This is a genomic window from Allobosea eneae, from assembly GCF_042657265.1.
In the GTDB taxonomy this organism is placed as follows: Bacteria; Pseudomonadota; Alphaproteobacteria; order Rhizobiales; family Beijerinckiaceae; genus Allobosea; species Allobosea eneae.
Genome location: NZ_JBHSLW010000018.1, coordinates 1 through 26068 on the forward strand (window position 1 = coordinate 1; position 26068 = coordinate 26068).

Here is a 26068-nt window from a genome sequence, read left to right on the forward strand (position 1 = left end):
CGACAGCCCGAAAGCTCGTCACAATCCTCAACGCCGTCATCCGGGACAGACAACCATGGCGCGAACAAACCGCTTGACCACCAAGACAGTCGCTCACCCCGTGACCGCCGCCTGGCCCGCATCTCGCTATCGCCGAAGGGCCAGCTTCTCGTCGAGCGGCTGAAACTGCTCGACGAGACCAGCCAGTTCGGCCAGGGCCTCGACATCGACCTCGACGCCGACCTCCAGACCACCCACGACACGCTGCGCCGCCTCGAGCAATGGTGGGGCGACGCGCTGCGCTATGGCGGGATCCTGCTGGCCTCATGCACGTCCTATTCGTTCATCGTTCAGGATCTGGTCAATTCGCTCACCTGATCCAACGCCTCGTCGCCGAAGGCGGCGAGGTCACGCTGGTGACGGAGAAGCCGGAACCGGATCGCCCTGGGATCAGGCAGATCGCTTATTCCGTGGGCGAACCTGCGACGGCGCATGCGACGCTCGCTGCGACCGAATACCATGTGCGCACTGGCGAGGCGGTTGCGCAGGAGTTGTCTCGTCTGCATCGGCACGATCGGCCGGACGCGATCCTCGGCCATGTCGGCTGGGGCGGCATGCTCTTCGCCAAGGATGCGATGCCGGGCGTGCCGCTGATTGGATACTGCGAGTATTTCTACAACGCCTCCGGCTCCGATCTCGATTTTGATCCGGCCTTCACCGTGCCCGAGGCCGAGCGGCGCCGCATCCGGATGCGCAATGCCGCCCAATTGGTGACGCTGCAGACGCTCGACTTCGCCTATGCGCCGACCCGCTGGCAGCAGGCGCAATATCCGCGCGCTCTGAGGCAGCGCATCGCGGTCTGCCATGACGGCATCGACATCCATGCCTGCCGGCCGGATGCGCAGGCAACGTTCGTGCTGCCCGATGGGCGCGTGCTTCGCCCTGGCGATCCCGTCGTCACTTTCGCTGCCCGCGATCTCGATCCCTATCGCGGCTATCCGCAATTCATGCGCGCCGCGGCCCGGATCGCGCAGGAGCGGCCCGGTGTGCTGTTCGTCGCGGTCGGCGGCGATGGGGCAGGCTATGGCCGGCCGCGTCCCGACGGACGGCTCTGGCGCGAGGTGATGCTGGAGGAGACAGGTCTCGGCCATCGCATCGTCCACATTCCCTGGCTCGCCCATGCCGACCTCGTCAGGCTGTTCCAGGTCTCTGCCGCCCATGTCTATCTGAGCGTTCCGTTCGTGCTGTCCTGGTCGATGCTGGAGGCGATGGCCTGCGGCGCGCTGATCGTCGGCTCGGCGACGCCACCGGTGCAGGAAGTGATCCGTCATGGCGTCAACGGCCTGCTCGCCCCTTTCTTCGACGATGTGAGGCTAGCAAGGATGGTGATTGCCGCGCTCGACAGGCAGGATGAGGTTGCACCACTCCGCGCGGCCGCGCGCCAGACGGTGATCGCGCACTATGAACGCGAGGCCTGCGTCGATCGCCAGCTCGGCTTCATCGGCCGGCTCGTCGCCGAAGACGATCTGCTCGCGGCGCAGTGAGCGTGCAGACGCGGCTATCGCGGCGCGGGTCTCAGGCTGTGCCCCGATAATCCCAGCTGCCATGCGTCTCGATCGTCGAGCGCACCGAATTGGCCAGGAAGCAGTTCGCGTGGGCGTTATGGTGCAGGGCCTCGACGGCAGCCTCGTCCGGCGACTTCGGCCCGCTGAAGACGACATGCGGTTTCAGGATCACCGTCGCGACCCACTCCTTGCCATCGCTGTACTTCGCCATCGCGCCTTCGGCGGCGTCGGCATAGCTGTCGACCCGTAAACCGCCGAGCGCCGCCAGGTTGAGGAACCAGAGCATATGGCAGCTCGACAGGGCCGCGACATAGGCCTCCTCCGGGTCGACATTAGCCGGGTTGGAGAAAGGCGCGCGCACCACATGCGGCGAGCTCGAGGCCGGCACCTCCAGCCCGCCATCGAAGCGCCAGAGATGAGCGCGGCTGTAGCGGTTGTCGAGGAAAGTGTCCTCGCCGCGCTGCCAGGTGATCGTCGCGCCATGCGTCGCCATCAGTCTTCTCCCTGTCCCGCGCAGGCTGCGAGCACGACCGTGCGCGTTGCCTGCAAATGCTGTTCGAGGATCGCCTGGGCTGCGGCCGCATCGCTGGCTGCAACCGCGGCGATCAGCTGGCGGTGCTCATCCGCCCAGCCCTGCTTGCGGGCCCCGGGCCCGAGTGCCTGCGCGTTGAAACGGTCGATCGGCGCCCGCAGCTGCCGGAACAGGGCAAGGCTGCGCGGGCGTTCGGCCGGCGCATAAAGCGCCTCGTGGAAGGCGATGTCGCCGGAAATCCAGCCGAGCCGGTCCTCGGCGTCCTCCAGCCTGTCTTGAAGCCGCCCCAGTTCACGCAGCGAGCGCTGGTCGTGCCGTCCGAGCGCTCGCGCCAGCAGGTCGCTTTCGACCAGCAGCCGCAGATCGAAGAGTTCGTTGATCTCCCCGGCCTGCGGCCGGCTCACGCGGGCGCCGCGATAATGCGCGATATCGAGCAGGCCCTCGCTCTGCAACTGCGCCAGCGCCTCGCGCACCGGGATGCGGCTGACTCTGTATTCGGCGGCGATCTGCTCCTGGCGTAGCAAATCGCCCGCAGACCAGCGCCCGGCATCGATCGCCTCGCGCAGGCGTTGGGCGAGGGCGGAGGCCGTCGTGGCGGCGGCGAGGCGGGTCGCGGTCATAGGATAATTGTATCCAAAATTTTCCCAACCGCAAGCACCTCCTATATCGGCGCTGTTGTCAGGGGCTCACTGGCCCAGCTACAAGCACGCCGAACGAGAGGTCGTTCGCGCATGACATTCGAGATCGCCGCCACGCCGCACGAGGCCGTCGACCGGCTGGAGCTGCTCTACGAGCAGGCGCGGACGGCGCTGCGCTACGACCTGCAGCGCTTCTTCACGACCGCGCAGCCGCCGACGCTGGAGGAGCGGGCGCTCTATCGCTACCCGATGCTGCGCGTCACCTATGAGCCGTCCAAGCTGCCGGCGGCGACGCGGCGCGGCTATGCCAAGTTCTCGATGCCGGGCATCTATTCGACCACGGTGACTCAGCCAGCCGAATTCCGCGCCTATCTGCTCGACCAGCTCCAGCCGCTGGTCGAGGAATACGGCGCGACGATCGAGACCGGCATCAGCAGCCAAGAGATTCCCTACCCTTACGCGCTCGACGGCGGCGACGAGCTCGGCCGCGGCACTGTCACGGCCGCCGAACTCGCCCGGTATTTCCCGACGCCGCTCTTGGCGTTGGTCGGAGACGAGATCGCCGACGGCACCTTCGAGATCGTCGAGGGCGAGCCGCGTCCGCTCTCGCTGTTCGACGCGGTTCGCGTCGACTATTCGCTGCGCCGGCTGGTTCACTACACCGGCACCGATTGGCGCGCCGTTCAGCCCTGGGTGCTGCTGACCAATTATCACCGCTATGTCGACCAGTTCGTCCGGCTCGCTCTGGCCGAGATCGAGGCGGGCACGGCGCAGGCGCTGGTTGCGCCGGGCGGCATCCGCATCGACCGGGACGGCATCGACGTCAGCGCCGCCGAACGGGTGATGTCGGCGCCTTGGCACCGCTTCCAGATGCCGGCCTATCATCTGATCCGCACCGAGGGCGAAGGCGTGACGCTGGTCAATATCGGCGTCGGCCCCTCCAATGCCAAGAACATCACCGACCATCTGGCGGTGCTCCGGCCCAATTGTTGGCTGATGGTCGGCCATTGCGGCGGCCTGCGCCAGACGCAGATCATCGGCGATTACGTCCTCGCCCACGCCTATCTTCGCCAGGACGGCATTCTGGACGAGCTGGTGCCGCCGGACGTGCCGGTCCCGGCGCTGGCGGAGGTCCAGGTTGCCTTGCAGGAGGCGGCGGCCGAGGTCACCGGCGAGAAGGGTGACCGGCTGAAGCAGCGCCTGCGCACCGGCACCGTCGTCACCCAAGACGACCGCAATTGGGAGCTGCGCTGGAGCAAGGAGCGCAAGCGCATCAACCTCTCGCGTGCCATCGCGGTGGACATGGAATCGGGTACCATTGCCGCACAGGGTTATCGTCTGCGCGTACCCTATGGCACTCTGCTCTGCGTCTCCGACAAGCCCCTCCACGGCGAGATCAAGCTGCCGGGTGCCGCCAACGCCTTCTATGAGCGCGCCGTGGGCGAGCACCTCAAGATCGGCCTCGCCGCGCTGGAAAAGCTCAAGGAAGCCGGCTCATCGATCCATTCGCGCAAGCTCAGGAGCTTCGACGAGCCGCCGTTCAGGTAAGGGCGGTAGAACTCACAGTCTACCGGACAAGCGCAGGGAACCCTCTCCTGCAAGGAGAGGGCAGAGTGAGGTGTAGGCCCTGTGACGAATTCCGTGAGACCTGACCGCGCGGTCAGGTTCAAGCCAACGTTCTCAGTCCGAACACCCCACCCCTGCCCCTCTCCCGTCCGGGAGAGGGTTTCTGCGTCGCGCTTCCCGCCTACCCTGCCGGGCAGGCTGCTCCGCTGTCGGCCCAGGCCTGCATGAGCGCGCCGAACTCGGCGCTCGATCCCGGTGCCGGCTGGCGGCCCTTCCCGGGATTCCAGCCCCAGAGCACCAGCGTGTCGGTGGTGACGTGCTTGACGATCGCCGCAAGGTCGCGGCTGCCGTTGCGGTTCGGGTCCTTGAGCTGTTCGCAGATCTGGCCGAGCGTCTTGCCTTCCCAGGCCATCGAGGCGGGAGCGAGAGCCCAGTGACCGTCACCGGGAATGCCGGCCGGGTCGAAGTTCTGCTTGCCATGACAGGTGGTGCAGGCGAGCCCGGGCGCGCCATGCCCGTCCTTGCCGCGCACCACCATCGGCTCGTGCAGGCGCCTCGCATCGCTCTGGCGCGGCCGTTCCGTCGCCGGATGGCAGTTCACGCAGCGCGGATGCTGCAGCACCTTGCCCATTTCGGTGAACAGTGCGACCGAGCGGTCGCGCTGATTGGCGATACCGGCGAAGCTCGCCGCCGGGCGTAGTGTCGCGCCGCCCGGCGCCGGCGCGGTCTGCGCCAGCGTCAGGGCGCTGCCGAGCAGCAAGGTGACGGTCGCAACGACCGAAGCGAGAGTGAGCGACCGCATCAGACCGTCCCTCCGACCATCGGCAGGGATAGCGGCCGCGGCTGGCCGAGCCGCGCCAGCGCATTCGCGACCGCCGGTCCGATCGGGGGTACGCCGGGCTCGCCGACACCGGTCGGCTTCTCGGTCGACGGCACGATCCTGACCTCGACCGCCGGCATCTCATGGATACGCAGCGAGCGGTAGCTGTCAAAATTGGTCTGGACCGGCTTGCCTGCATCGAGCGTCAGCTCGCCATAGAGGGCATGGCCAAGGCCGAAGCCGATGCCGCCTTCGATCTGGGCGCGGATGATGTCGGGATTGACCGCGACGCCGCAGTCAATCGCGCACCAGACCTTGTGCACCTTCGGCTCGCCGCCCTCGCCGAGCGAGACCTCGGCGATCTGCGCCACATACGATCCGAAGCTCTCGACCACACCGACGCCGCGGGCGCGGCCGTCGACCGGGCCGGGGCCGGTCCATTTGGCGAGGTCCGCGACGGCCTTGAGCACGTTTGCCAGACGCGGCTCCTTGCCCATCAGGGCGAGCCGCCCGGCGACCGGGTCCTGGCCCGCCGCCTGCAGCAACTGGTCGATGAAGCACTCGACCGCGTAGCCGGTATGGGTGTGACCGACCGAACGCCACCACAAAGTCGGCACGCCGACCTTCGGCGCATGGACCTCACAGCGGAAATCGGCGATCTCATAGGGCAGCTCGTTCGCCCCCTCGACCATGGTGGCGTCGATGCCGTCCTTCACCGTCATCGCCTCGAACGGCGTGCCCAAGAAGAAGGACTGGCCGACGATGCTGTTGCTCCAGGCCGTGATCTTGCCATCCTTCACCGCGCCACGCATGCGATGCAGGAAGAGCGGCCGGTAATAGCCGCCGGCGAGGTCGTCCTCGCGGGTCCAGACCAGCTTGACCGGCCGGTTCGGGCCGATCGCCTTGCCGACCATGGCGAGTTCCGCCGCCAGATGCTGGCTCACCTGCGCACGCCGGCCGAAACTGCCGCCAGCCAGCATGGTCTCAAGCTGCACCTTCTCGGGTGGCAGCTCAAGGATGGTGGCGATGGTCTGGTGCTCCGTGGTCTGGAACTGGCTGCCGAAGCGCGCCAGCGCGCCCTGCGCATTCCATTCGAGATAGCCGTCGAGCGGCTCCATCGGCGCATGCGCCAGATAGGGGAAGACGTATTCCGCCTCGATCACTTTATCGGCCTTGGCGAGCACAGCGTCGGCATCGCCATGCTTGCCGGCGAGCGTGCCTTGCGTTCGCGCGAGCTTGCGATATTCGGCGATCAGCTCGCGGCTGCCGCGCTGCTCAGCGCCGCTCTCGTCCCAGGTCACCTTGAGCGCTTCGCGACCCTTCAGCGCCGGCCACATGCCGGTGCCGTAGACGGCGACGCCCGAGCCGATCTGCAGGACGTCCACCACCCCCTTGATCTTCTTCGCCTCGGTCGCATCGAAGGAGGCCACCTTGCCGCCGAAGCGCGGCGGCCGGGCGACGACGACCGTCAGCATCTCGGGCGTGCGGATGTCGATGGTGAACTGGGTCTTTCCGGTCGACTTGCCCTGGCTGTCGAGGCGGGGGGTCACGCCGTCCTTGCCGATCAGTTTGAACTGGGCAGGGTCCTTGAGCTTGACCTCGGCCGGGGCCTGCAGCTTGGAGGCGGCCTCGGCGAACTCACCGAAGCGGCCCTGCTTGCCGGACGAATGCTTCAGGACGCCCTTCTCGACGCTGATCTCGGCCGCAGGAACCTTCCAGGACTCGGCGGCCGCCTGCACCAGCATGGCGCGCGCGGTGGCGCCGGCCTTGCGCATCTGCTCGTAGGAATTGGCAATCGCTGTCGAGCCGCCGGTGCCCTGCACGCCGAAGGCGAGATTGGCATAGAGCTTGACGTCGGCGGGGGCGTGCTCGGCGCGCATCTGGCTCCAGTCGGCGTCGAGCTCCTCGGCCGCGAGCGTGGCCAGCCCGGTGAAGGGCCCCTGGCCGAACTCGATATGCTTGACGAGCACCGTGACGGTGTCGTCCTGCGCGATCCTGATGAAGGCGTTCGGCGCGAAGGTCGCGTTTCCGCCTGGCCGGAAGGCCTGCGCCGCGCCCGATTGCGCTCGGCCGGCCTGCGGCAGGCTCATGCCGATGACGAGGGCGCCGGCGCTCTTGAGGAGGTTGCGGCGCGAGAGGGAGATGTCGTGCGCGGTCATGGGTCAGCCCTCCAGCGTGCGCGCGGCGTCATGGATCGCGGCGCGGATGCGGACGTAAGTGGCGCAGCGGCAGATATTGCCGTTCATCGCGAGGTCGATGTCGCGATCGGTCGGCTTGCGGATCTCCTTGAGCAGCGCGATCGCGCTCATCACCTGGCCGGACTGGCAGTAGCCGCATTGCGGCACGTCGTGCTTGACCCAGGCCGCTTGAACGGCGTCCGCCTCCTTGCCGGTGAGCGCCTCGATCGTGGTGATCTTCGCCTCGCCGACAGCGGAGATCGGCATGGAGCAGGACCGCAGCGGTTGGCCGTCCATGTAGACGGTGCAGGCGCCGCATTGTGCGACGCCGCAGCCGAACTTCGTGCCGGTCAAGCCGAGATTGTCGCGCAGGACCCAGAGCAGCGGCGTGTCGTCATCGACATCGACGCTCTGGCGCGTTCCGTTGACTGTGATGGTATGGGCCATGGCTGCCTCTCTGGCGCTGGGCATGACACAGCGCGACACCAGGGCTGCCGGATCGAGGCTCGCTCGAAGGCCCGTTCTGACCTATCAGAAGGCGGGCGGTGGTCCGTCGTCTCGGGTCGCGCGACTAGACGAATTAGACGTTTTGCGTCTAATTAGAATGGTCGCGCACAGTTTGGATTCTGTCAAGACTGCAAATGAGCGACCGCAGCGAAACTTCCGTAACGTCCGGCGAGGACGGCAAGGGCCGCATCGAGCAGATCGCGGCGGCAGCGCTGCGCCTGTTCGCCCGCTATGGCTATAAGCGCACCTCGATGGACGACATCGCGCGCGAAGCCGGGGTCGCCCGCGCCACGCTCTACCTCCATTTCAAAGGCAAGGACGACGTCTTCCGAGCCATGCTCGCCAGCCTCGACGGCCGTGTCGAGACACGTTGCCGCGAGGCGCTGGCGACGCCCGGCCCGTTCGCGCAGCGGCTGGCTGCGCTGATGGAAGCTCATCACGGCACCGCCTTCGCCGCCTTCAGCGCCGGCGAGCATCTCGGCGAACTGAAAGCGGTGATGGTCGCCATCGCGGGAGCCCAGCTTGCCGCTTTCGAGGCGACCTTCGTTAGCTTCGCCCGGCAGCTGTTCGCGGAAGCCGCAGCGACGGGCGAGATCGCCATCGCGCGCAGCGGCCTGCCGCTGGAGACGCTGATCGCCACGATGATGCGCGCCGCGGCCGGCGCCAAATATGGCGAGCAACCCTCCTGCGAGGACTATCTGATCCGGCTGCGCGAGATCGCCGCGGTCTTCGCTGCGGCCGTCGCGAAGGACATCCCTCCGCAGGCCCGGTAGGGCTGCGAATTCGCCTTCTGTCATAAGCCTTTCGTCTAGCGGCGGACGCTTTGCGGCTCGGCATGGGCATTTGCGCACACCTGCGCCGTTGACATGGGCGTTATGCGCGGTGCAGCATGCCGCCCGGGGAAACGAACAGTCCAGCAATGACTAAGGTTAAGGGCGGATGTCTGAGGATATTATTCTATCGACCTCAGGCCTCACGAAAGAATTCGCCGGCTTCACAGCCGTCAACGGCGTCGACCTGAAGGTCAGACGCGGGTCGATCCACGCGCTGATCGGCCCGAACGGGGCAGGCAAGACCACCTGTTTCAATCTGTTGACCAAGTTCCTGCCGCCGACGCGCGGGCAGATCGTCTATAACGGCCGCGATATCTCACGCGAGAAGCCCGCCGAGATCGCCCGGCTTGGGCTCGTGCGCTCCTTCCAGATCTCGGCGGTGTTCCCGCAGCTCTCGGTCAAGACCAATGTCCGCGTCGCGCTGCAACGCAAGCGTGGCGACTCGTTCGATTTCTGGCGCTCGGAGAAGGTGCTGTCCTCGCTCGATGCCGAGGCCCTGCGTCTGGTCGACGCCGTCGGCCTCTCGGCCTTCGCCGAGCTGCCGGCGGGCGAGCTCTCCTATGGCCGCAAGCGCGCGCTGGAGATCGCGACCACGCTGGCGCTCGAGCCCGAGATGCTGCTGCTCGACGAGCCGATGGCCGGCATGGGCCGCGAGGACATCGAGCGCATCGAGGCCCTGATCCGCAAGGTCTCGAAGGACCGCACCATCCTGATGGTCGAGCACAATCTCTCGGTCGTCGCCTCGCTCTGCGACCGCATCACCGTGCTCGCCCGCGGTCAGGTCCTCGCCGAGGGCGACTACGCCACCGTCTCGAAGGATCCGCGCGTGGTCGAAGCCTATATCGGATCGGGAGTCGGCCATGGCCACTGAAACGCTGGCCACTGAAGCGGTGCTGGAGCGCCCGGCCGTGGCCGGCGGCAAGCCCTTGCTCGCGGTGCGCGGGCTCGAGGCCTGGTATGGCGAGAGCCATGTCCTTCACGGCATCGAGCTCGATGTCGGCGAAGGCGAGGTGGTGACGCTGCTCGGCCGCAACGGCGCTGGCAAGACCACGACGCTGAAATCGATCATGGGCGTGATCGGCAAGCGCAAGGGCTCGGTCACCTTCGCCGGCCAGGAGACGATCTCGCTGCCCTCGCGCGCCATCGCCCGGCTCGGCATCGGCTATGTGCCGGAGGAACGCGGCATCTACTCGACCCTCTCGGTCGAGGAGAATCTGCTGCTGCCGCCACAGGTGAAGCCGGGCGGCCTCCCGGTCGAGCAGATCTTCACGCTCTTCCCAAACCTGAAGGAGCGGCTGCGCAGCCAGGGCACCAAGCTTTCGGGCGGCGAGCAGCAGATGCTGGCGATCGGACGCATCCTGCGCACCGGCGCCAACCTACTCCTGCTCGACGAGCCGACCGAAGGCCTCGCGCCCGTCATCATCGACCAGATCGGCGCCACCATCCGCATGCTCAAGCAGAAGGGCTTCACCATCGTCCTGGTCGAGCAGAACTTCCGCTTCGCCCAGACCGTCGCCGACCGTCACTATGTCGTCGAGCAGGGCAAGGTCGTCGACATGATCCAAAATGCCGAACTCGACGCCAATATCGACAAGCTCCACACCTATCTCGGGGTGTGACGCAGGGCGTCCAACAAGAACCACACAGACATCGGACATCTCAGGGAGGTAAGAACATGCAGCTCAAGACATTGCTCGCGGCCACGGCGCTCGCCGCGCTGATGGCCTCGCCGGCGCTGGCGCAGCAGATCTCGATCAAGGCCGGCGTACTCAACGATCGCTCCGGCCTCTATGCCGACCTCTCGGGCGAGGGCTCTGTGATCGCCGCGCGCCTAGCGGTCGAGGACTTCAAGGCGGCCGAGAAGGGCATCAAGGTCGAGATCGTCTCGGCCGACCACCAGAACAAGCCGGACGTCGGCTCGACCATCGCCCGGCAATGGTATGATCAGGACGGCGTCGACCTGATCCTCGACGTGCCGACCTCCTCGGTCGCGCTGGCGGTCAACCAGATCACCCGCGAGAAAAACAAGGTTCACATCAATTCCGGCGCGGCCTCCTCGGACCTCACCGGCAAGGCATGCTCGCCGAACACAGTTCACTGGACCTACGACACCTACGCGCTGGCCCAGGGCACCGGCGGCGCCATGACCAAGGCCGGCGGCGACAGCTGGTTCTTCCTCACCGCCGACTACGCCTTCGGCCATGCGCTCGAGCGCGACACCTCGGCCGTCGTCACCAAGGCCGGCGGCAAGGTGCTGGGCGCGGTCCGCACCCCGTTCCCGGGAACGGACTTCTCGTCCTTCCTGCTGCAGGCGCAGGCCTCGAAGGCCAAGGTCATCGGGCTCGCCAATGCCGGCGGCGACACCATCAACTCGATCAAGCAGGCGGGTGAGTTCGGCATCGTCGCCGGCGGCCAGAAGCTCGCCGGTCTGCTCGTCTTCGCTACCGATGTGCACGCGCTCGGCCTGCAGACGGCGCAGGGACTGGTGCTGACCGAGTCGTTCTACTGGGACAAGGACGACGGCACCCGGACCTGGTCGGATCGCTTCGCCAAGCTCAATGGCGGTAAGAAGCCCTCGATGGTTCAGGCCGGCGTCTATTCCGGCATGCTGCACTATCTGAAGGCCGTCGAGGCGGCCAAGAGCAAGGATTCGGCCACCGTCATGGCCAAGATGAAGGAATTGCCGACCGACGATCCGCTGTTCGGCAAGGGCACGGTCCGCGTCGACGGCCGCAAGATGCACGACATGTATCTGTTCGAGGTCAAGAAGCCCTCCGAATCGAAGGGCCCTTGGGACTACTACAAGCAGGTCGCAGTGCTGAAGGCTGACGAAGCCTTCAAGCCGCTCGCCGAGAGCGAGTGCCCGCTCGTCAAGAAGTGATGGGCTTAAGCCTGTTCCAACGCGTCGCTCCGGGGCCGCAGACGGCCCCGGACCAGCTTTCATAGAACGGTCGATCGCATGTTCGAGCTCTTGGGTGTCCCTCCACAAGCCCTGTTCGGCCAGCTTCTGCTCGGCTTGATCAACGGCTCGTTCTACGCGATCCTCAGTCTCGGCCTGGCGGTGATCTTCGGCCTGCTCAACATCATCAACTTCACGCATGGCGCGCAGTACATGATGGGCGCCTTCGTCGCCTGGATGTGCCTGAACTATCTCGGCATCAACTATTGGGCGGCACTGCTGCTGGCGCCGATCGCCGTCGGCGTAACCGGCGTGGTGATCGAGCGCTTCCTGTTGAAGCGCATCGCCCATGTCGACCATCTCTACGGGCTGCTGCTGACCTTCGGCCTGGCGCTGATCATCCAGGGCCTGTTCCGCAACAATTATGGCTCCTCAGGCCTGCCCTATCAGATTCCGGCTGAATTGCGCGGCGGCACCAATCTCGGCTTCATGTTCCTGCCGACCTATCGCGGCTGGGTCGTGGTCGCCTCGCTGATCGTCTGCCTCGCCACCTGGTTCGTGATCGAGAAGACCAAGCTCGGCTCCTACCTGCGCGCTGCGACCGAGAACCCGACGCTGACCCAGGCCTTCGGCATCAACGTGCCGCTGCTGGTGACGTTGACCTACGGTTTCGGCGTCGCGCTCGCTGCCTTCGCCGGTGTGCTGGCGGCGCCAATCTATTCGGTCAACCCGAACATGGGCGCCGACCTGATCATCGTCGTCTTCGCCGTCGTCGTCATTGGCGGCATGGGCTCGATCATGGGCGCGATCGTCACCGGCTTCTCGCTCGGCCTGATCGAGGGCCTGACCAAGGTGTTCTACCCGGAAGCCTCGGCGACCGTGATCTTCATCATCATGGCGATCGTGCTTCTGGTGAAGCCGGCCGGCCTGTTCGGCCGCGCCGCGTAAGGAATTGAGATGGCAGACATCGCTTCCACCGACGCTCCCGCAGCCGGCCTCACCATCGGCGAGACCGATGACAGCACGGCCCGGCTGCACCGCAACCTGATGATCGGCATCGCCGTCGTCCTGGTGATCGCGCCCTTCGTCGCCTACCCGGTCTTCGTCATGAAGGTGCTGTGCTTTGCGCTGTTCGCGCTCGCCTTCAACCTTCTGCTCGGCTATGGCGGCCTGCTCTCCTTCGGCCACGCCGCCTATTTCGGCATGGCGAGCTATGTCAGCGCCTACACCGCCAAGCATTGGGGTCTGACGCCGGAACTCGCGATCTTGGCCGGTACGGGCATCGCCGCCTTGCTCGGCCTCGCCTTCGGTTCGCTCGCGATCCGCCGCCAGGGCATCTATTTCGCCATGATCACCCTGGCCTTGGCGCAGATGGCGTTCTTCTTCTCGCTGCAGACGCCGCGCTTCACCGGCGGCGAGGACGGCATCCAGGCGGTGCCTCGTGGCAGACTGCTCGGTATGGTCAGCCTCGCCGACGACCGCGCCCTCTACTGGCTCGTCGCCGCGGTCTTCATGGGCGGCCTCCTGCTCATCTACAGGATCATCCACTCGCCCTTCGGCCAGGTCTGCAAGGCGATACGCGACAACGAGCCGCGTGCCATCTCGCTTGGCTACCGCGCCAGCCAGTACAAGCTCGCCGTCTTCGTGCTCTCGGCCGGGCTCGCCGGCCTCGCCGGCGCGACCAAGGCGATCGTCTTCCAGCTGGCCTCGCTCACCGACGTGCACTGGTCGATGTCAGGCGAGGTCGTGCTGATGACGCTGGTCGGCGGGCTCGGGACCGTCTTCGGCCCGATCGTCGGCGCGCTCGTCATCGTCTCCATGCAGAACTTCCTGGCGACGCTCGGCGCCTGGGTCACGGTGGTGCAGGGCATCATCTTCGTGATCTGCGTGCTGCTCTTCCGCGAGGGCATCGTCGGCGTCATCGCCAAGTGGATCAAGAAGCCGCTGTGAGCGGCTTCTATTGACCGAGCAGATAGTCCGCCACGGCCGCCCTGTCCGCCGCGCTGACGCCGGCGGGCGGGCTCATCCAGCCGCCGGGCACGACGGCGTCGGGATCGGCGAGATAACCGAGCAGCCGCTCGCGGTCCCACGAGAGTCCTTGCGCCTTCGCCGCCTTGAACGCCGGCGAATAGTCGAACCCTTCGGCCGAGCCGAACACCCGTCCGTTCAGCCCGGAAAGATGCGGCCCCGCCATGCCGGCCTTGGCGGTATCGAGACTGTGGCAGGACTGGCAGGTCTTGAAGACGGCGGCCCCAGCCGGCTCTTGCGCCTGCACTGCACCGCCGGCGATCAGCCCAAACGCGACGAGCGCAGCCGAGGCTGCCCTCACGCCGGCTTCACCGTCTGGATGCGCACCAGCCGGTTGGTGCCGCTCTCGCCGCCCCAGGCTTCGCCGGTCCGCCCGTCCATCTGCCGGACATTGGCACCGGGTTTGTCGCTCGGGAAGCTGTCGAACGCCTCTGTCAGCGGATCGAAGCGGACGATGCTATTGAGCGCGAAATCGGTGAGCCAGACCTTGTCGGCGTCATCGACATAGACCGAATAGGTCCGCGGCTTATTGCCGGGCAGCTTCCAGCCCTTCCAGCTGCCGCTCTCGGTGTCGAAGGACGAGACCTGCCCTGAATTCCATTCGCTGACCCAGATCCGGTTCTTCGAATCCGACCAGACCCGGCGCGCGCCCTGCCCTTCGGTCGGCGGGTCGACCACGGTGAAGGCGCCGCTCTGCGTGTTGATTCTGGCGATGTAGTTGCCGGCGAGCGAGGCGAACCAGATCTCGCCTGATGGCGTGCGCGTCATGCCATAGGGGCCGGCGCCGCGCGGCGCGTCGAAAATCTCCATCTTGCCCGATTTCGGGTCGAGCCGGCCGATAATACCGTTCTGGCCGGTGAACCAGAGCATGCCGGTCTTGTCGAAGACCGGCGTGTTGAGATTGGCGCGCTCGCGGCCTTCCGGCAGCTTGAACAGCTCGACCTTGTGGGTCTTGTCGTCGATACGGGCGATGGCGTTCTGGCCGCCTTCGGTGACCCAGGCCGCGCCATCCGGGCCGCGCACCACGCCATGCGGGGCGGCGCCGTCGCCGAGCGGGATCACCTTGGTCTGGCTGGTGCGCGGGTCGAAGCGGCCGAGTACGCCGTTGCGTTGGCCGCAGACCCAGATCGTGCCGTCGCCGGCATCGGTGACGTCGCGCGAGCCCTTGATGTCCGGCACCTCGAAATAGGTGACGATGAACGGGTTGCCGGGCTGGGTCTGACCGGTCGCCTGCGCGCTGCGCAGGATCAGATTCGGCGCGGCGAGGCCAGCAAGGCCGAATTTGAGGAACGAACGGCGCAACATCGGCGTCTCCTTTCGTTGTCGGCCGGCGAATGATCCGCCTGTCCAGCGCAGGCGTAAACCGACAACATCGTGAAACTGTGGCTGTGGCCGGACGGTTCCCTTCTCTCCTTTCAGCGCTGCCGCTGGATGCCTTGGGGCAAGGTCGAGACGCGTGCCATCTCGCCGCTGCGGAACGTCGCGGGGTTAATGAGATAATCCAGCGCCATCGGCATGGCGTCGACGCCCCAGAAGACCTCGCCGTCAATGACGAGGCTCGGCACGCCGAAGACCCCTGCGGCGACGGCCTCCTCGGTCGCTTGGCGCAGTCGATCCTTGACCTCCTGCTCGCCGATCAGCGCCAGCGCATCGGGAAGGCCGGCGGTATCGGCAACCTCCTGCAGCACGGCGGGATCATTGGCGTCGCGCCCTTCGCCCCAGACCAGCCGGAAGGCGGTGGTTACTGCTGCCTCGTTGCCATTGAGGGCAGTCAGCAGCCGCAGCATGGCAAGCGGGTTGAAGGGATGTGCCGGCGGGAAGCGGAAGGGCACGCCCATCGCCTGTGCCTTGTGCGTCGCGAGCCGGTAGGTGTGGACGCGCTTGGGTGCGATCTCTGCCGGCCCGAGCTGACCCCAGGCCTTGAGCACCCCGCCGAAGACGATCGGCTTCAGCACGACCGGCCGCTGCTCCCGGATCGCACCCAGCCGCGTCAGTGCCAGATGCGCGAAAGGCGAGATGACGTCGAAATACCAGAGGGCCGGCGCAGGCATAGTCGGGCTCACTTGACCAGCTTCAGGGCGGCACGGAACTGCGGATGCTCGGCGGTGCGCAGCCACTCGAACAGGACCATTTCGGTGGTGACGACCTCGGCGCCGTTTCGCGCAAGCCGGCGTAAGCTTACGCCCTTGCTCTCCGGCACGCGCGAGCCGACGGCGTCCTGCACCACGAAGACGCGGCGCTTATGCTCCAGCAGCGAGAGCGTGGTCTGGCCGAAACAGACATGCGCCTCGCAGCCGCAGAGGACGAGATCGTCATCGCCGGCGATGGCCTCGATAAAGGCCGGCGCGGCACAGGCATCGAAGCTCATCTTTGCGATCGCGGGAGCGGCCTCGGCCAGTTCCGGCACCGTCGGGCCGAGACCGGCCGGATTCTGCTCGGTCACCACCATCGGCACCTCAAGGAGCTGCGCCGCCGCGACGAGCCTGCCGGCATTGGCGACGAGGCGCGGGCCATCATGGATCGCCGGCATCAGGCGCGCCTGGAAATCGATGATGACGAGGCGAGAGCGCTTGGCGTTCATCAGAGGCATAGGCGTCATCTCCGCAGGAGCCGGTCGAGCTCGGTTTCGACATGGCGCTCCATCAGCGTGCGCGCCGAGGCGCCGAACATGCGGATGCGCCGCGTATGCGCCAGGAGCAGCACGCCGGAAGCATGGGCGAAGGCGTCGGTCATGATCAAGTCGGCCTGCTCGGCATCGGCGCCGAGCGCGAGCGCCGCCTCGCGGATCGGCGCTAGCGTCGCCTCCAGCGCCTCGTTCAGCGCCTTGTCGCGCTCGCGGCCGAGACCGTGCGGGCGCATGCCGCCGCGGAACAAATAGAAGCCGAGGTCGAGATCGCGCGGGTTTGCCGCGTAGAAATCGAAGAAGGCGAGAGCAGCTGCTGACAAGCGCTCCGCCGGCGGGCCCGCTGCGGCGACTGCCCCATCGACCGCTGCTCGCAGCGCGGCGATCGAGCGGCCGAGCACCTCGGCATAGAGCGCCTCCTTCGAGTCGAAATGGAAATAGAGCGCCGCCGGCGTGTAGCCGGCCTCGGCTGCGATCGCCCGTAGCGAGGCGCCGTCCAGCCCCTCGCGCTCGAAGACGGCGCGCGCGGCCGCGACGATGCCCTCACGCTTTGCATCCGTTGCGGCATAACGGCCGCGCTTCCGGCCCGCGGTCTGTTCGCTCACCCTGGAATGCCTCCAACCCTCTTGACGAAAATCTAACGCCGTTCAATTTTAGTGGCAACAACCGTTCGGGAGGAGGCTATCATGCTGATGGACGCCGCCGGCTATCGTGAATCGCTACGCGCCTATCGGCCGCGTGTCTTCGTCGGCGGGCAGCGCGTCGAGAGCGTCGCCGACGAGGCGCTGTTGCTGCCGGGCATCAACGGCATCGGCGTGACCTACGACCTCGCGCATGACGACACCTATCGGGCGATCATGACGGCGGTGCAGGGCTCCTCCGGCAAGACCGTCAACCGCATGCTCCATATCGACGCCTCCTCGAGCGACCTGCTCGCCAAGCTCGAAGCGGTCCGCCTCGTCTGCAAGATTTCCGGCTGCGCCCAGCGCTACCTGACCCATGACGCCTTCAACGGCATCCTGCAGGCGACGGTACGGGCCGACGCCACCTACGGAACCGATTATCACCAGCGCTTCCTCGCCTATCTGCACCGCATCCAGGACGAAGACCTGACCTGCGGCGTCGCCATGACCGACGCCAAGGGCGACCGCTCGCTGCGGCCGGGCCTGCAAGCCAATCGCGATTCCTATGTTCACATCAAGGAGCGCCGGCCGGACGGCATCGTCATCCGCGGCACCAAGGCGATCGTCACGGGCGCTCCTTACGTCCACGAATTCCTGGTGATGCCCTGCCGCACACATGCCAAGGGCGACGAGGATTTCGCCCTCTGCTGCGCCGTGCCCTGCGATGCCGAGGGCATTACCATCGTCGCGCGTCCGGCCGGGCGGCCGGGTGATCCCGCCGCGAAGTTCTCTGCGAAATACGGCCAGTCGACCGGCGCGGTGATGTTCGACGACGTCTTCGTGCCCTGGGACCGCGTGTTCATGGCCGGCGAGACCGAGGAGGCCGGCTACCTCACCACCAGCTACGCCACCCATCACCGCCATAGCTGCATCGCCGCAAGGGCCGGTTTCGGCGACCTGCTGATCGGCGCCGGTGCGCTGATGACCCACGCCAACGGGCTCGATGCCGACAGGCATTCCCATGTCCGCGAGCAACTGGTCGAGCTGATCACCATCACTGAGAGTTTCTTCGCCTGCGGTGTCGCAGCCTCGGTCTATTGCAGCAAGGACGCTTCGGGCGTGGCGATGCCCGACGCAGTTTTTGCCAATATCGGCAAGCTGCTGCTCGCTACCAAGATCTACGACATGCACAAGATCGCTCACTACGTCTCGGGAGGCTTGATCGTGGCGCTGCCCGGCCCGGATGAGGACCACAACCCAGAAACCGCCGCGTCGCTCGCGGCCGTGCTCACCGGGCGGCCGGACATCCCCTATGAGCAGCGCGCCGAGGTCGCCCGCTTCATCGAGGATCTCACTGTGTCCAAGGAGGCGGGCTGGTATTCGGTGATCTCGCTGCATGGCGGCGGCTCGCCGGAAGCGATGAAGCGCGAGATCTGGCGGAACTACCCGGTGATGCAGAAGGTCGCGCTGGTCGAGAGCCTGCTCGACCGCGGCGTGCTCGCCGACGGCTCGCGGGTGTCGAAGCAGCCCGGCCGCTGCTGCGCCACCGGCTGCGAGGTGCCTGAGCGCATCACGACGCAGGAGGCGGCGGAATGACCATGCACGGTCACGCCACCCATCAGGTCCTCAACCAGGCCCGTCCGGCGACCGGCTGGAACGCCTTCTCCGGCGATGCGGTGCTGCAGGGCATCGTCACGCGCGGTGCGCCCTGGGTCGCGGAGAAGGCGGCGGCGCTCGGCGCTCAGGCCGGCGATGCCGAGGTGCAGGACCTTGCCCGTCTCGCCAACCGGCACGGGCCGGAACTGCGGACCCACGACCGCTACGGCAATCGCATCGACTGGATCGAATTCCATCCGGCCTGGCACGAGCTGATGCGCCTCGCCTTCGCCCATGAAGTCCCCTCTCTCGCCTGGACCACGAGCAAGCCCAACGGCCATTTCGCCCGCGCCGTGCTGTCCTATCTCTGGAACCAGGTCGAGCACGGGACGGGCTGCCCGACCGGGATGACCTATGCCGCTTTCCCCGGCCTCGCCCAGCCGGAGTTCGCACTCTGGCGAGAGAAGATCACCTCGGGCCGCTACGACAAGCGCCCGCTGCCGGTGGCGCAGAAGACGGGAGCCAGCATCGGCTATGCGATGACCGAGAAGCAGGGCGGGTCCGACCTGCGCCAGACCCAGACGACGGCACGGTTCCTCGAGGATACGCCGGAGGGCCGCGTCTATCTGATCACCGGGCACAAATGGTTCTTCTCAGTGCCGCAATCGGATGGGTTCTTCACCCTGGCGCAGACGGAGAGTGGCGTTTCCTGCCTGTTCTGCCCGGGCTTCCTGCCCGATGGCAGCCGCAATCGCCTGCAGATCCAGCGCCTCAAGGACAAGGCCGGCAACCGTTCGAACGCCTCCTCCGAGGTCGAGTTCCGCGACTGCCTGGGCTGGCTCGTCGGCGAGGAGGGCGCCGGCATCAAGGAAATCCTCAGCCACGCCCATCTCACCCGGCTCGACTTCGCCGTCGGCTCGGCCGGGCTGATGCGGCAGGCGCTGACGCTGGCATTGAACCACACCCAGTCGCGCCGCGGCTTCGGTTCCTCGCTCGCCGAGCAGCCGATGATGACCAATATCCTCGCCGATCTCGCCATCGACTCCGAAGCCTCGACGCTGATGGCCTTTCGCGTCGCCGCCGCGACCGATGCGATGGAGACATCAGAGCAGGATCGTCACCTCGCCCGCGTCACCACCCCGCTGGCGAAGTTCTGGAACTGCAAGCGTGCCGCCGCCTTCGTCGTCGAGGCCCTGGAATGCCATGGCGGCAACGGCTTCATCGAGGAGAACCCGATGGCGCGGCTCTATCGCGAGGCGCCGCTCAATGCGATCTGGGAGGGCACCTCGAACATGATGTGCATGGACGTGCTGCGCGCCTTCAACCGCGAGCCGCGCACCAAGGAAGCCTTCATGACCGAGGTCGATCAGGCGCGCGGCGCCAACCGCGCCCTCGACCGCTGGCTCGACCGGCTCGGAGACGAGGCCGCGAAGCCACGCAACGATGACGGCCATGGCCGCCGGCTCGCCAATCTGATGGCCTATGCGCTGCAGGCGTCGGAGCTGAAGAAGCATGCCGACGAGGCCGTGTTCGAGGCCTTCTGCCGCTCGCGGCTCGATGCCGACTGGGGCTATGTTTTCGGTACGCTCGACCCAGCGCCGGAGTTGGCCGGGATCGTGAAGAGGGCAACTGTGGCGCAGGGCTGAAGCGCGGCCATCGCCGCCCCTCAGGGCAGGTTCTCGCGCAGGACGATCTCGATACTGGGCCGGGCTGTGCCCTCCGTCGCCGGCCGTCCGGCACGCAGATTGGCGAAGATCGCAACGCAGCTCATCAGCGTCGCCAGCGGCTGCTGGTTGATCACCGCGTCCATGGTGCCGTCGACGAGGAGGCCGCGCGTCTCCGGCGTCAAACCATGGCCGACGAAGACGACATCCTGCCGCCCGGCCTCCTTCAGCGCCCGGGCGATGCCCTCCGGGCCGCCGCCGATATTGTAGATGCCGGCGAGGTCCGGATGCTGGCCGAGCAGGGTCTTGGTCTGCCGGTAGTTCTTGGCCTCGTCGTCATGGCCTTCGCGCAGGCCGACCACCTCGATATCCGGGTAGAGCTCCTCGAACAGGTGCAGGAAGCCCATCTCGCGCTCCTCATGGGCGCGATAGCTCAGGCTGCCGGCGATCATCGCCACCTTGGCCCGGCGCGGCCCGACGAAGCGGGCGATGAGCTGTCCGGCGGTGCGTCCGGCGGCGCGGTTGTCGAGCCCGACATAGGCGGCGCGGGCGGTGTTGGCGATGTCGGAGATCAGGGTCACGCTCGGCACGCCGCGCTCGGCGAGGGCGTCGACCGCCTCGCGCACGGTCGGATGCTCCAATGCCATGAAGGCGACGCCGTCGACTTCGCGGCCGATCCGCCGGAGCTCATGGGCAAGCAGCTCCGGCTTGAAGCTCTCGATATGCTCGACCCTGGCGCGCATGTTGAAGGAGGCGAGCTGATCCTGCGACCCGGCGATCAGCCGGCCGAGCATGCCGAGGAAGCGGTTGTTGCCGGCCGGCAGCAGGAAGCCAAGCCGCAGGGGTCTGAGCGCACTCGCCGGCAGCGCGCCCTCCATGACATAGCCGAGTTCGCCCGCCGCCTTGAGCACACGCTGCACCGTGGCCAGCCTGACGCCGGGGCGCTGGTTCAGCACCCGGTCGACCGTCGCGGTCGAGACGCCGGCGAGGCGCGCGACATCCTCGACCCGTGCCATCTGGCGGCGGCGCGGTAGCGCGGTCTCCTCGTCAGGATTGCGGATCGGAGCATTCATTCAATCAAAAACCATCAGAAAATGAGCTTGAAGACCATCAGATGCGATTTCTATGCTGAGCGTCAAGCACTCAAGAGCGATCAAATCGCATCACGTCCGCCAGGGAGGGACATCATGACCGGACCGAGCCGCCGCACGCTCATCAAGGGCCTCGCCGTCGCCCCCGCCGCATCGCTGATCGGCATGCCGATGATCGCGCGCGCCGCCGAGATCGAGCTGAAATACGGCAACAACCTGCCGCTCACCCACCCGCTCAACATCCGCGCCCAGCAGGCGGCCGAGCGCGTCGCCAAGGAGACCAACGGGCGGGTCGAGATCAAGATCTTCCCGAACAACCAGCTCGGCGGCGACACCGACATGCTGAGCCAGGTGCGCAATGGCGGCATCACCTTCTTCACCCCGTCGGCGCTGGTGATCGCGACCTTGGTGCCGGTCGCGGCGATCAATGCGGTCGGCTTCGCCTTCGCCGATTACGAACAGGTCTGGAAGGCGATGGACGGGCCGGTCGGCGCGCATGTCCGCGCCGCCATCGAGAAGGCCAATCTCTACGCCTTCGAGAAGATGTGGGACAACGGCTTCCGCCAGATGACCACCTCGGGCAAGGCGATCGAGCAGGCGGCCGACATGGCCTCGCTCAAGATCCGCGTGCCGGTCTCGCCGCTGTCGATCTCGATGTTCAAGGCGCTTGGTGCCGCCCCGGCCAGCCTGCAGTTCTCCGAGGTCTATTCGGCGCTGCAGACCAAAGTCGTCGATGCACAGGAGAACCCGCTGCCGATCATCCAGGTCGCCAAGCTCTACGAGGTCCAGAAGAGCTGCGCAGTCTCGAACCATATCTGGGACGGCTTCTGGTTCATCGCCAACGGCCGCGCCTGGCGCGGCCTGCCGCCGGATATCCAGAAGATCGTGGCGTCCGCGATCAACGATGCCGGCGTCGCCCAGCGCGGCGACATCAAGAGCCTCAACGAAACCGTGCAGGCCGATCTGCAATCCAAGGGGCTCGCCTTCAACAAGACCAACCCCGACAGCTTCCGGGCCAAGCTGCGCGACGGCGGCTTCTACAAGGAATGGCAGGAACGCTTCGGCGCCGAGGCCTGGGGCCTGCTCGAAGGAGCGGTCGGCAAGCTCGCCTGAGCTAAACTAGAGATCCCGCAGGAAAGCGCCCATGAGCCGTCATTTTGGCCAGATCCGTCAGGCCGGCTATGTCGTCCCCGATATCGAGGCGGCAATGGACTATTGGAGCCGGGTGCTCGGCGTCGGGCCGTTCTTCTACAATCCAAAGGTGCCGATCAGGAACTACCGCTACAAGGGCGAATCTTACGAGCCGCACAACTCGGTGGCGCTCGCCAATTCCGGCCCGTTGCAGATCGAATTGATCCAGTGCCGCAACGCCGTGCCCTCGATGTACAAGGACTTCACCGATGCCGGCCATAGCGGCCTGCAGCATGTCGCCTACTGGACCTCGGACTACGATGCCGACCTGGAGCGGCTGCTGGCGGAAGGCTTCAAGCCGGTGATGTCCGGCGAAGTCGGCGAGCGCGGCCGCTTCATCTATTTCGACACGCATTATCATCCCGGCACGGTGATCGAGCTCTCCGAGGTCGCCGGTCCCAAGGGCGAGATGTTTCGCCTGATCCGCGAGGCGGCCGAGAACTGGGACGGCGAGGACCCGGTGCGGCCGTTCCCCGATCTCAGCAAGCTCTGACGCTCTCGCCTAGGCTCTGCGGTCGTCCCGGGCGACTGCAGGGAGACCCGGGACCCATGCCTGCGCCTCACCGACAGATGCTCAGGCATGGGTCCCGGATCGGCGCCGCCAAAGGCGGCTTGCCCGGAACGACCGCCATGGCGAGTATCGCGACATGTCCGCTGCCGACCGTTTCACGGCCACCTATTCGATCGAGACGCCGCTCGATCCGCGCAAGGTCGCGGAAATCATGGCCGGCGAGCAGTCGAGCGGCACCTTCACCCGCGTCGCCGGCGAGACCGACGAACTGCGCGACCGCACTCGCGCCGTCGTCATCTCGGTCGAGGACCTCGATAGCGCTGCCGAACCGAGCCTGCCCAATGCCTGGCTGGCGCGGAAAGGCGTCGAGGGCCCGTGGCGGCGCGCCCGCGTCACGCTCTCCTTCCCGGTCGACAATGTCGGCGCCAATCTGCCGACGCTGGCCTCGATCGTTGCGGGCAACCTGTTCGATCTCGGCGAGGTCACCGGGCTCCGGCTCGAGAGCATGGCGCTCCCAGCCGCCTATCGCCGCCTCTTCCCGCTGCCGGCGCGTGGCATCGCCGGCACGCGCCGGGCGACCGGCGTCATGGATGGCCCGATGATCGGCTCGATCATCAAGCCCAATGTCGGCCTGCGTCCCTTCGAGACCGCCGAGCTCGTCGGGCGGCTCTGCGCCGCCGGGCTCGACTTCATCAAGGACGATGAGATCTCGGCTGATCCCGTGCATGCGCCGCTGGCCCAGCGCGTGCCGGCGGTGATGGCCGCGGTCCGCCGCCATCAGGACCGCACCGGGAAGGCGGTGATGGTAGCCTTCAACATCACCGCCGAGACCGACCAGATGCGCCGGCATGCCGAGCTGGTCGAACGCGAGGGCGGCACCTGCGTCATGGTCAGCCTGAACTGGTGCGGCTTTTCGGCGGTCGAGACGCTGCGTCGCTCGACCAGCCTTGCCCTGCACGGCCATCGCAACGGCTTTGGCGCGCTCTCGCGCCATCCGCTGCTCGGCATCGGCTTCCAGGCCTACCAGACCCTGTGGCGGCTCGCCGGCGTCGACCACATGCATGTCCACGGATTGCAGGGCAAGTTCGCGCAGGAAGACGAGGAGGTGGTGACCGCGGCCAGGGATTGCGTGACGCCGCTGACGGACGGCATCGACGACCGCGTCCTGCCGGCCTTCTCCTCCGGGCAATGGGCGGGCACGGCGCAGCCGACCTGGGATGCGATCGGCCATGACGACCTGCTGTTCATGGCGGGCGGCGGCATCCTCGCCCATCCCGGCGGACCGGCAGCCGGTGTGACCAGCATCCGCCAGGCCTGGGAGGCGGTCGCGGCCGGCGTGCCGCTTAGCGATGCAGCGAAGGGACATAGCGAGCTCGCACAGGCGCTCGCCTTCTTTGGCAAGGGCGCCGGCTGAGCATGGCTGGCGAGGCTCCCCGCTACGGCTGGTATGGCGACGACTTCACCGGCGCCACCGACACGCTCGCGACATTGGCGGAGGCCGGACAGCGCGCCCTGCTCTTCCTGCGCATCCCGACGCCGGCACAGCTCGCCAGCGCCGGCCCGCTCGACGCGGTCGGCATCGCCGGCGCGACGCGGGCGATGGCGCCGGAGGCGATGGCGCAGGAATTGGACCAGGCCGGACGCTTCTTCGCTGCGCTCGGCGTGAGCTTTCTACACTACAAGTGCTGCTCGACCTTCGACAGCGCGCCCGAGGTCGGCAGCCTCGGCGCGGCGGCGCGCGCCTTGCGGCCGCATTTCCCGAATCCGTTGCTGCCGGTGATCGGCGGCCAGCCCAATCTCGGGCGCTACTGCCTGTTCGGAAATCTCTTCGCCGCGGCGGGAGCGGGCGGCAGCGTCCACCGCATCGACCGCCACCCGACGATGAGCGTCCATCCGGTGACGCCGATGGGCGAGTCCGATCTGCGCCGGCATCTCGCCGCGCAGGGGTTGGAGCGCGTCGCGCTTGTCGACTATCGCAGCCACGAAGGCGAAGAGGCTGCTTCAGCTCTCGATACCGCGCTGGTGTCGCAACCCGAAGCCGTGCTCTTCGACGTCTCGCGCCCGTCCGATCTCGCCGCGATCGGCGCCCTGCTGCGCGAGCGCATGAGTGCGGGGCCGATGCTTGCAATCGGCGCCAGCTCGGTGGCACAGGCGATTGCCGGCTTCCCGCAGACGCCCAAGGCCGAGATGCCAAAGCTCGCTCGCTCGGCTTCCCGTGGCAATCTACTCGCTCTGGTCGGCAGCTTGTCGCCCGTGACCCGCGCCCAGGTCGAGCTCGCCCAAGGCTATGAGCGGATCGCGATCGATCCGGCGCGACTGACCGGCGAGCCCGTTTATCTAGATGATCTGCGCGCCGAGACGATCGCTTGCCTGACGCAGCGCAACGTCATGCTGATCACCGACAAGCCGGCCGGCGTACCGGCCGAGACCGGCAAGGTCGCGGCCGCGACCGGAGCGCTGCTGCAAGCGATCATGAGCGACGCGCGGATCAAACGGCTGGTCGTCGCCGGCGGCGACACCTCGACGCTCGCGATCCGCTCGCTCGATCTCTGGGGCCTGTCCTATCGCTCGTCCTGCACGCCGGGCGCGCCGCTCTGCCGCGGCCATAGCGATGATCCCCGGCTCGATGGCCTCGACATCGTGCTGAAGGGCGGCCAGATGGGCACGCCCGATTTTTTCAACCGCGTCTCTGAGACAAACTGAGCCTGCCGCGTCTTACGGGCAGACGTAGCCGCCCTGGTTGTCGGGCACGCAGCGCGCGCCGTTGGGCAGGTTGAGCGCGCCGGAGCGATCGCGGCGGACATAGGCGCCGTTGGGCAGGGAAAAGCCGCCGCTCTGGTCGGTCTGGACGCGCGTTCCATCAGGCAGTTGCAGGCCACCAGCGCCGTCGCTGACGATGCGCTTGGTCATTACGGTGGTGCCGGGCGCGGGGCTGGGCGCCAGGCCGGGAGGCGGGGCGCCAAAGCGCTGCGGCTGCGAGCAACCTGTCACGATACCGGTAAGACCAATCGCCCCGGCCACAATAAACGCACGTTTCATCCCAATCCGCCTCCTCAATATCGCTTCATCAAATCCGCAGTCTCCGACAGCGCCGGGCTCCGGTCCAGCGCGCCGCCGCGCGCGTGGCAGGATCGTCCAGCGAATGTGCCGCTTTCATGACGATAGGGGTTGAACGTCAGCGCATGGCTGAGAGGATTGCCTGATCGCCCTCTCATCCGCGACAGT

27 protein-coding genes are annotated in these 26068 nt (G+C 66.9%); 15 read left to right on the plus strand and 12 right to left on the minus strand.

Features of this window, described 5'->3' with window-relative positions; genetic code table 11:
- Positions 1 to 357 (plus strand): hypothetical protein (locus tag ACFPOB_RS12980; RefSeq protein ID WP_377798886.1); only part of this gene is annotated, 357 nt, incomplete at its 5' end.
- Positions 306 to 1523: a glycosyltransferase gene (locus ACFPOB_RS12985; RefSeq protein WP_377798887.1), complete on the plus strand. Its 1218-nt coding sequence runs from the start codon at positions 306 to 308 to the stop codon at positions 1521 to 1523. The genes ACFPOB_RS12980 and ACFPOB_RS12985, both read left to right, overlap by 52 nt.
- A 31-nt stretch (positions 1524 to 1554) precedes the next feature.
- Here the strand turns inward: ACFPOB_RS12985 and ACFPOB_RS12990 are convergent, their stop codons facing one another.
- Positions 1555 to 2037: an OsmC family protein gene (locus tag ACFPOB_RS12990; RefSeq protein ID WP_377798888.1), complete on the minus strand. Its 483-nt coding sequence runs from the start codon at positions 2035 to 2037 to the stop codon at positions 1555 to 1557.
- Complete coding sequence (locus ACFPOB_RS12995) at positions 2037 to 2696, minus strand: GntR family transcriptional regulator (RefSeq protein WP_377798889.1); 660 nt, start codon at positions 2694 to 2696, stop codon at positions 2037 to 2039. Before ACFPOB_RS12995 ends, ACFPOB_RS12990 begins: the two co-directional genes overlap by 1 nt.
- 111 nt (positions 2697 to 2807) lie before the next feature.
- Between ACFPOB_RS12995 and ACFPOB_RS13000 the strand changes: the two genes are divergently transcribed.
- Positions 2808 to 4262 (plus strand): AMP nucleosidase, encoded by a 1455-nt coding sequence (locus ACFPOB_RS13000; RefSeq protein ID WP_377798890.1) that lies wholly within the window; start codon positions 2808 to 2810, stop codon positions 4260 to 4262.
- A 199-nt stretch (positions 4263 to 4461) separates the two neighbouring features.
- Here the strand turns inward: ACFPOB_RS13000 and ACFPOB_RS13005 are convergent, their stop codons facing one another.
- From ACFPOB_RS13005 to ACFPOB_RS13015, 3 genes are read right to left on the minus strand one after another with little or no spacing between them, the layout of a single operon-like run.
- Positions 4462 to 5082 (minus strand): Isoquinoline 1-oxidoreductase subunit, encoded by a 621-nt coding sequence (locus tag ACFPOB_RS13005; protein WP_377798891.1) that lies wholly within the window; start codon positions 5080 to 5082, stop codon positions 4462 to 4464.
- A complete protein-coding gene (locus tag ACFPOB_RS13010; RefSeq protein WP_377798892.1) occupies positions 5082 to 7259 on the minus strand; it encodes a xanthine dehydrogenase family protein molybdopterin-binding subunit in 2178 nt (725 codons plus the stop codon). Before ACFPOB_RS13010 ends, ACFPOB_RS13005 begins: the two co-directional genes overlap by 1 nt.
- Before the next feature lie 3 nt (positions 7260 to 7262).
- Positions 7263 to 7724 (minus strand): (2Fe-2S)-binding protein, encoded by a 462-nt coding sequence (locus tag ACFPOB_RS13015; RefSeq protein WP_377798893.1) that lies wholly within the window; start codon positions 7722 to 7724, stop codon positions 7263 to 7265.
- Between the two features lie 194 nt (positions 7725 to 7918).
- Between ACFPOB_RS13015 and ACFPOB_RS13020 the strand changes: the two genes are divergently transcribed.
- The 6 genes from ACFPOB_RS13020 (at position 7919) to ACFPOB_RS13045 (ending at position 13466) form a co-directional block, all read left to right on the plus strand.
- Positions 7919 to 8557: a TetR/AcrR family transcriptional regulator gene (locus ACFPOB_RS13020; protein WP_377798894.1), complete on the plus strand. Its 639-nt coding sequence runs from the start codon at positions 7919 to 7921 to the stop codon at positions 8555 to 8557.
- 166 nt (positions 8558 to 8723) lie between these two features.
- Positions 8724 to 9488, plus strand: coding sequence for an ABC transporter ATP-binding protein (locus ACFPOB_RS13025; protein ID WP_377798895.1), 765 nt, complete (start codon positions 8724 to 8726; stop codon positions 9486 to 9488).
- The gene (locus tag ACFPOB_RS13030; RefSeq protein ID WP_377798896.1) at positions 9478 to 10236 is read left to right on the plus strand and encodes an ABC transporter ATP-binding protein; all 759 of its coding nucleotides are present in this window, start codon (positions 9478 to 9480) and stop codon (positions 10234 to 10236) included. The genes ACFPOB_RS13025 and ACFPOB_RS13030 overlap by 11 nt, the downstream gene beginning before the upstream one ends.
- A 56-nt stretch (positions 10237 to 10292) precedes the next feature.
- Positions 10293 to 11498, plus strand: coding sequence for an ABC transporter substrate-binding protein (locus ACFPOB_RS13035; RefSeq protein ID WP_377798897.1), 1206 nt, complete (start codon positions 10293 to 10295; stop codon positions 11496 to 11498).
- A gap of 78 nt (positions 11499 to 11576) precedes the next feature.
- Positions 11577 to 12464, plus strand: a complete 888-nt coding sequence (locus ACFPOB_RS13040; protein ID WP_377798898.1) for a branched-chain amino acid ABC transporter permease — start codon at positions 11577 to 11579, stop codon at positions 12462 to 12464.
- A gap of 9 nt (positions 12465 to 12473) precedes the next feature.
- Positions 12474 to 13466, plus strand: a complete 993-nt coding sequence (locus ACFPOB_RS13045; protein ID WP_377798899.1) for a branched-chain amino acid ABC transporter permease — start codon at positions 12474 to 12476, stop codon at positions 13464 to 13466.
- Positions 13467 to 13473: 7 nt separating this feature from the next.
- On the opposite strand, the gene ACFPOB_RS13050 is transcribed toward ACFPOB_RS13045, so the two are convergent.
- The 5 genes from ACFPOB_RS13050 to ACFPOB_RS13070 all read right to left on the minus strand — a co-directional run bounded on the left by ACFPOB_RS13050 (position 13474) and on the right by ACFPOB_RS13070 (position 16772).
- Complete coding sequence (locus ACFPOB_RS13050; RefSeq protein WP_377798900.1) at positions 13474 to 13845, minus strand: c-type cytochrome; 372 nt, start codon at positions 13843 to 13845, stop codon at positions 13474 to 13476.
- On the minus strand, positions 13842 to 14849 hold the full coding sequence (locus tag ACFPOB_RS13055) for a Vgb family protein (protein ID WP_377798901.1): 1008 nt from the start codon (positions 14847 to 14849) through the stop codon (positions 13842 to 13844). Before ACFPOB_RS13055 ends, ACFPOB_RS13050 begins: the two co-directional genes overlap by 4 nt.
- 110 nt (positions 14850 to 14959) lie before the next feature.
- A complete protein-coding gene (locus tag ACFPOB_RS13060; protein ID WP_377798902.1) occupies positions 14960 to 15595 on the minus strand; it encodes a 2-hydroxychromene-2-carboxylate isomerase in 636 nt (211 codons plus the stop codon).
- An 8-nt stretch (positions 15596 to 15603) separates the two neighbouring features.
- Positions 15604 to 16134, minus strand: a complete 531-nt coding sequence (locus ACFPOB_RS13065; RefSeq protein ID WP_377798903.1) for an isochorismatase family protein — start codon at positions 16132 to 16134, stop codon at positions 15604 to 15606.
- Positions 16135 to 16139: 5 nt separating this feature from the next.
- A complete protein-coding gene (locus ACFPOB_RS13070) occupies positions 16140 to 16772 on the minus strand; it encodes a TetR/AcrR family transcriptional regulator (RefSeq protein WP_377798904.1) in 633 nt (210 codons plus the stop codon).
- Between the two features lie 81 nt (positions 16773 to 16853).
- Here ACFPOB_RS13070 and ACFPOB_RS13075 point away from each other — a divergent pair, with 81 nt between their 5' ends.
- Both ACFPOB_RS13075 and ACFPOB_RS13080 read left to right on the plus strand, forming a co-directional pair.
- Positions 16854 to 18386 carry a 4-hydroxyphenylacetate 3-hydroxylase family protein gene (locus tag ACFPOB_RS13075; protein WP_377798905.1) on the plus strand — a complete coding sequence of 511 codons (1533 nt, stop codon included), beginning with the start codon at positions 16854 to 16856 and terminating at the stop codon, positions 18384 to 18386.
- Positions 18383 to 20032 carry an acyl-CoA dehydrogenase family protein gene (locus ACFPOB_RS13080; protein ID WP_377798906.1) on the plus strand — a complete coding sequence of 550 codons (1650 nt, stop codon included), beginning with the start codon at positions 18383 to 18385 and terminating at the stop codon, positions 20030 to 20032. Before ACFPOB_RS13075 ends, ACFPOB_RS13080 begins: the two co-directional genes overlap by 4 nt.
- Positions 20033 to 20052: 20 nt before the next feature.
- Here the strand turns inward: ACFPOB_RS13080 and ACFPOB_RS13085 are convergent, their stop codons facing one another.
- Positions 20053 to 21123: a LacI family DNA-binding transcriptional regulator gene (locus tag ACFPOB_RS13085; RefSeq protein WP_377798907.1), complete on the minus strand. Its 1071-nt coding sequence runs from the start codon at positions 21121 to 21123 to the stop codon at positions 20053 to 20055.
- Between the two features lie 114 nt (positions 21124 to 21237).
- Here ACFPOB_RS13085 and ACFPOB_RS13090 point away from each other — a divergent pair, with 114 nt between their 5' ends.
- From ACFPOB_RS13090 to ACFPOB_RS13105, 4 genes are all read left to right on the plus strand, one after another.
- Complete coding sequence (locus ACFPOB_RS13090; protein ID WP_377798908.1) at positions 21238 to 22254, plus strand: TRAP transporter substrate-binding protein; 1017 nt, start codon at positions 21238 to 21240, stop codon at positions 22252 to 22254.
- Between the two features lie 31 nt (positions 22255 to 22285).
- Positions 22286 to 22825 (plus strand): VOC family protein, encoded by a 540-nt coding sequence (locus ACFPOB_RS13095; protein WP_377798909.1) that lies wholly within the window; start codon positions 22286 to 22288, stop codon positions 22823 to 22825.
- Positions 22826 to 22979: 154 nt separating this feature from the next.
- Positions 22980 to 24257, plus strand: a complete 1278-nt coding sequence (locus ACFPOB_RS13100) for a ribulose-bisphosphate carboxylase large subunit family protein (protein ID WP_377798910.1) — start codon at positions 22980 to 22982, stop codon at positions 24255 to 24257.
- Between the two features lie 2 nt (positions 24258 to 24259).
- Positions 24260 to 25546, plus strand: coding sequence for a four-carbon acid sugar kinase family protein (locus ACFPOB_RS13105; RefSeq protein WP_377798911.1), 1287 nt, complete (start codon positions 24260 to 24262; stop codon positions 25544 to 25546).
- 12 nt (positions 25547 to 25558) lie between these two features.
- On the opposite strand, the gene ACFPOB_RS13110 is transcribed toward ACFPOB_RS13105, so the two are convergent.
- Positions 25559 to 25882, minus strand: a complete 324-nt coding sequence (locus tag ACFPOB_RS13110) for a hypothetical protein (RefSeq protein ID WP_377798912.1) — start codon at positions 25880 to 25882, stop codon at positions 25559 to 25561.
- Between the last annotated feature and the right edge of the window lie 186 nt (positions 25883 to 26068).

Coding starts and splice junctions, on each gene's coding strand:
- ACFPOB_RS12985 (WP_377798887.1), top strand. CDS start 306: ATGCACGTCCTATTCGTTCATCGTTCAGGATCTGGTCAATTCGCTCAC.
- ACFPOB_RS12990 (WP_377798888.1), bottom strand. CDS start 2,037: ATGGCGACGCATGGCGCGACGATCACCTGGCAGCGCGGCGAGGACACT.
- ACFPOB_RS12995 (WP_377798889.1), bottom strand. CDS start 2,696: ATGACCGCGACCCGCCTCGCCGCCGCCACGACGGCCTCCGCCCTCGCC.
- ACFPOB_RS13000 (WP_377798890.1), top strand. CDS start 2,808: ATGACATTCGAGATCGCCGCCACGCCGCACGAGGCCGTCGACCGGCTG.
- ACFPOB_RS13005 (WP_377798891.1), bottom strand. CDS start 5,082: ATGCGGTCGCTCACTCTCGCTTCGGTCGTTGCGACCGTCACCTTGCTG.
- ACFPOB_RS13010 (WP_377798892.1), bottom strand. CDS start 7,259: ATGACCGCGCACGACATCTCCCTCTCGCGCCGCAACCTCCTCAAGAGC.
- ACFPOB_RS13015 (WP_377798893.1), bottom strand. CDS start 7,724: ATGGCCCATACCATCACAGTCAACGGAACGCGCCAGAGCGTCGATGTC.
- ACFPOB_RS13020 (WP_377798894.1), top strand. CDS start 7,919: ATGAGCGACCGCAGCGAAACTTCCGTAACGTCCGGCGAGGACGGCAAG.
- ACFPOB_RS13025 (WP_377798895.1), top strand. CDS start 8,724: ATGTCTGAGGATATTATTCTATCGACCTCAGGCCTCACGAAAGAATTC.
- ACFPOB_RS13030 (WP_377798896.1), top strand. CDS start 9,478: ATGGCCACTGAAACGCTGGCCACTGAAGCGGTGCTGGAGCGCCCGGCC.
- ACFPOB_RS13035 (WP_377798897.1), top strand. CDS start 10,293: ATGCAGCTCAAGACATTGCTCGCGGCCACGGCGCTCGCCGCGCTGATG.
- ACFPOB_RS13040 (WP_377798898.1), top strand. CDS start 11,577: ATGTTCGAGCTCTTGGGTGTCCCTCCACAAGCCCTGTTCGGCCAGCTT.
- ACFPOB_RS13045 (WP_377798899.1), top strand. CDS start 12,474: ATGGCAGACATCGCTTCCACCGACGCTCCCGCAGCCGGCCTCACCATC.
- ACFPOB_RS13055 (WP_377798901.1), bottom strand. CDS start 14,849: ATGTTGCGCCGTTCGTTCCTCAAATTCGGCCTTGCTGGCCTCGCCGCG.
- ACFPOB_RS13060 (WP_377798902.1), bottom strand. CDS start 15,595: ATGCCTGCGCCGGCCCTCTGGTATTTCGACGTCATCTCGCCTTTCGCG.
- ACFPOB_RS13065 (WP_377798903.1), bottom strand. CDS start 16,134: ATGCCTCTGATGAACGCCAAGCGCTCTCGCCTCGTCATCATCGATTTC.
- ACFPOB_RS13075 (WP_377798905.1), top strand. CDS start 16,854: ATGCTGATGGACGCCGCCGGCTATCGTGAATCGCTACGCGCCTATCGG.
- ACFPOB_RS13080 (WP_377798906.1), top strand. CDS start 18,383: ATGACCATGCACGGTCACGCCACCCATCAGGTCCTCAACCAGGCCCGT.
- ACFPOB_RS13085 (WP_377798907.1), bottom strand. CDS start 21,123: ATGAATGCTCCGATCCGCAATCCTGACGAGGAGACCGCGCTACCGCGC.
- ACFPOB_RS13090 (WP_377798908.1), top strand. CDS start 21,238: ATGACCGGACCGAGCCGCCGCACGCTCATCAAGGGCCTCGCCGTCGCC.
- ACFPOB_RS13095 (WP_377798909.1), top strand. CDS start 22,286: ATGAGCCGTCATTTTGGCCAGATCCGTCAGGCCGGCTATGTCGTCCCC.
- ACFPOB_RS13100 (WP_377798910.1), top strand. CDS start 22,980: ATGTCCGCTGCCGACCGTTTCACGGCCACCTATTCGATCGAGACGCCG.
- ACFPOB_RS13105 (WP_377798911.1), top strand. CDS start 24,260: ATGGCTGGCGAGGCTCCCCGCTACGGCTGGTATGGCGACGACTTCACC.
- ACFPOB_RS13110 (WP_377798912.1), bottom strand. CDS start 25,882: ATGAAACGTGCGTTTATTGTGGCCGGGGCGATTGGTCTTACCGGTATC.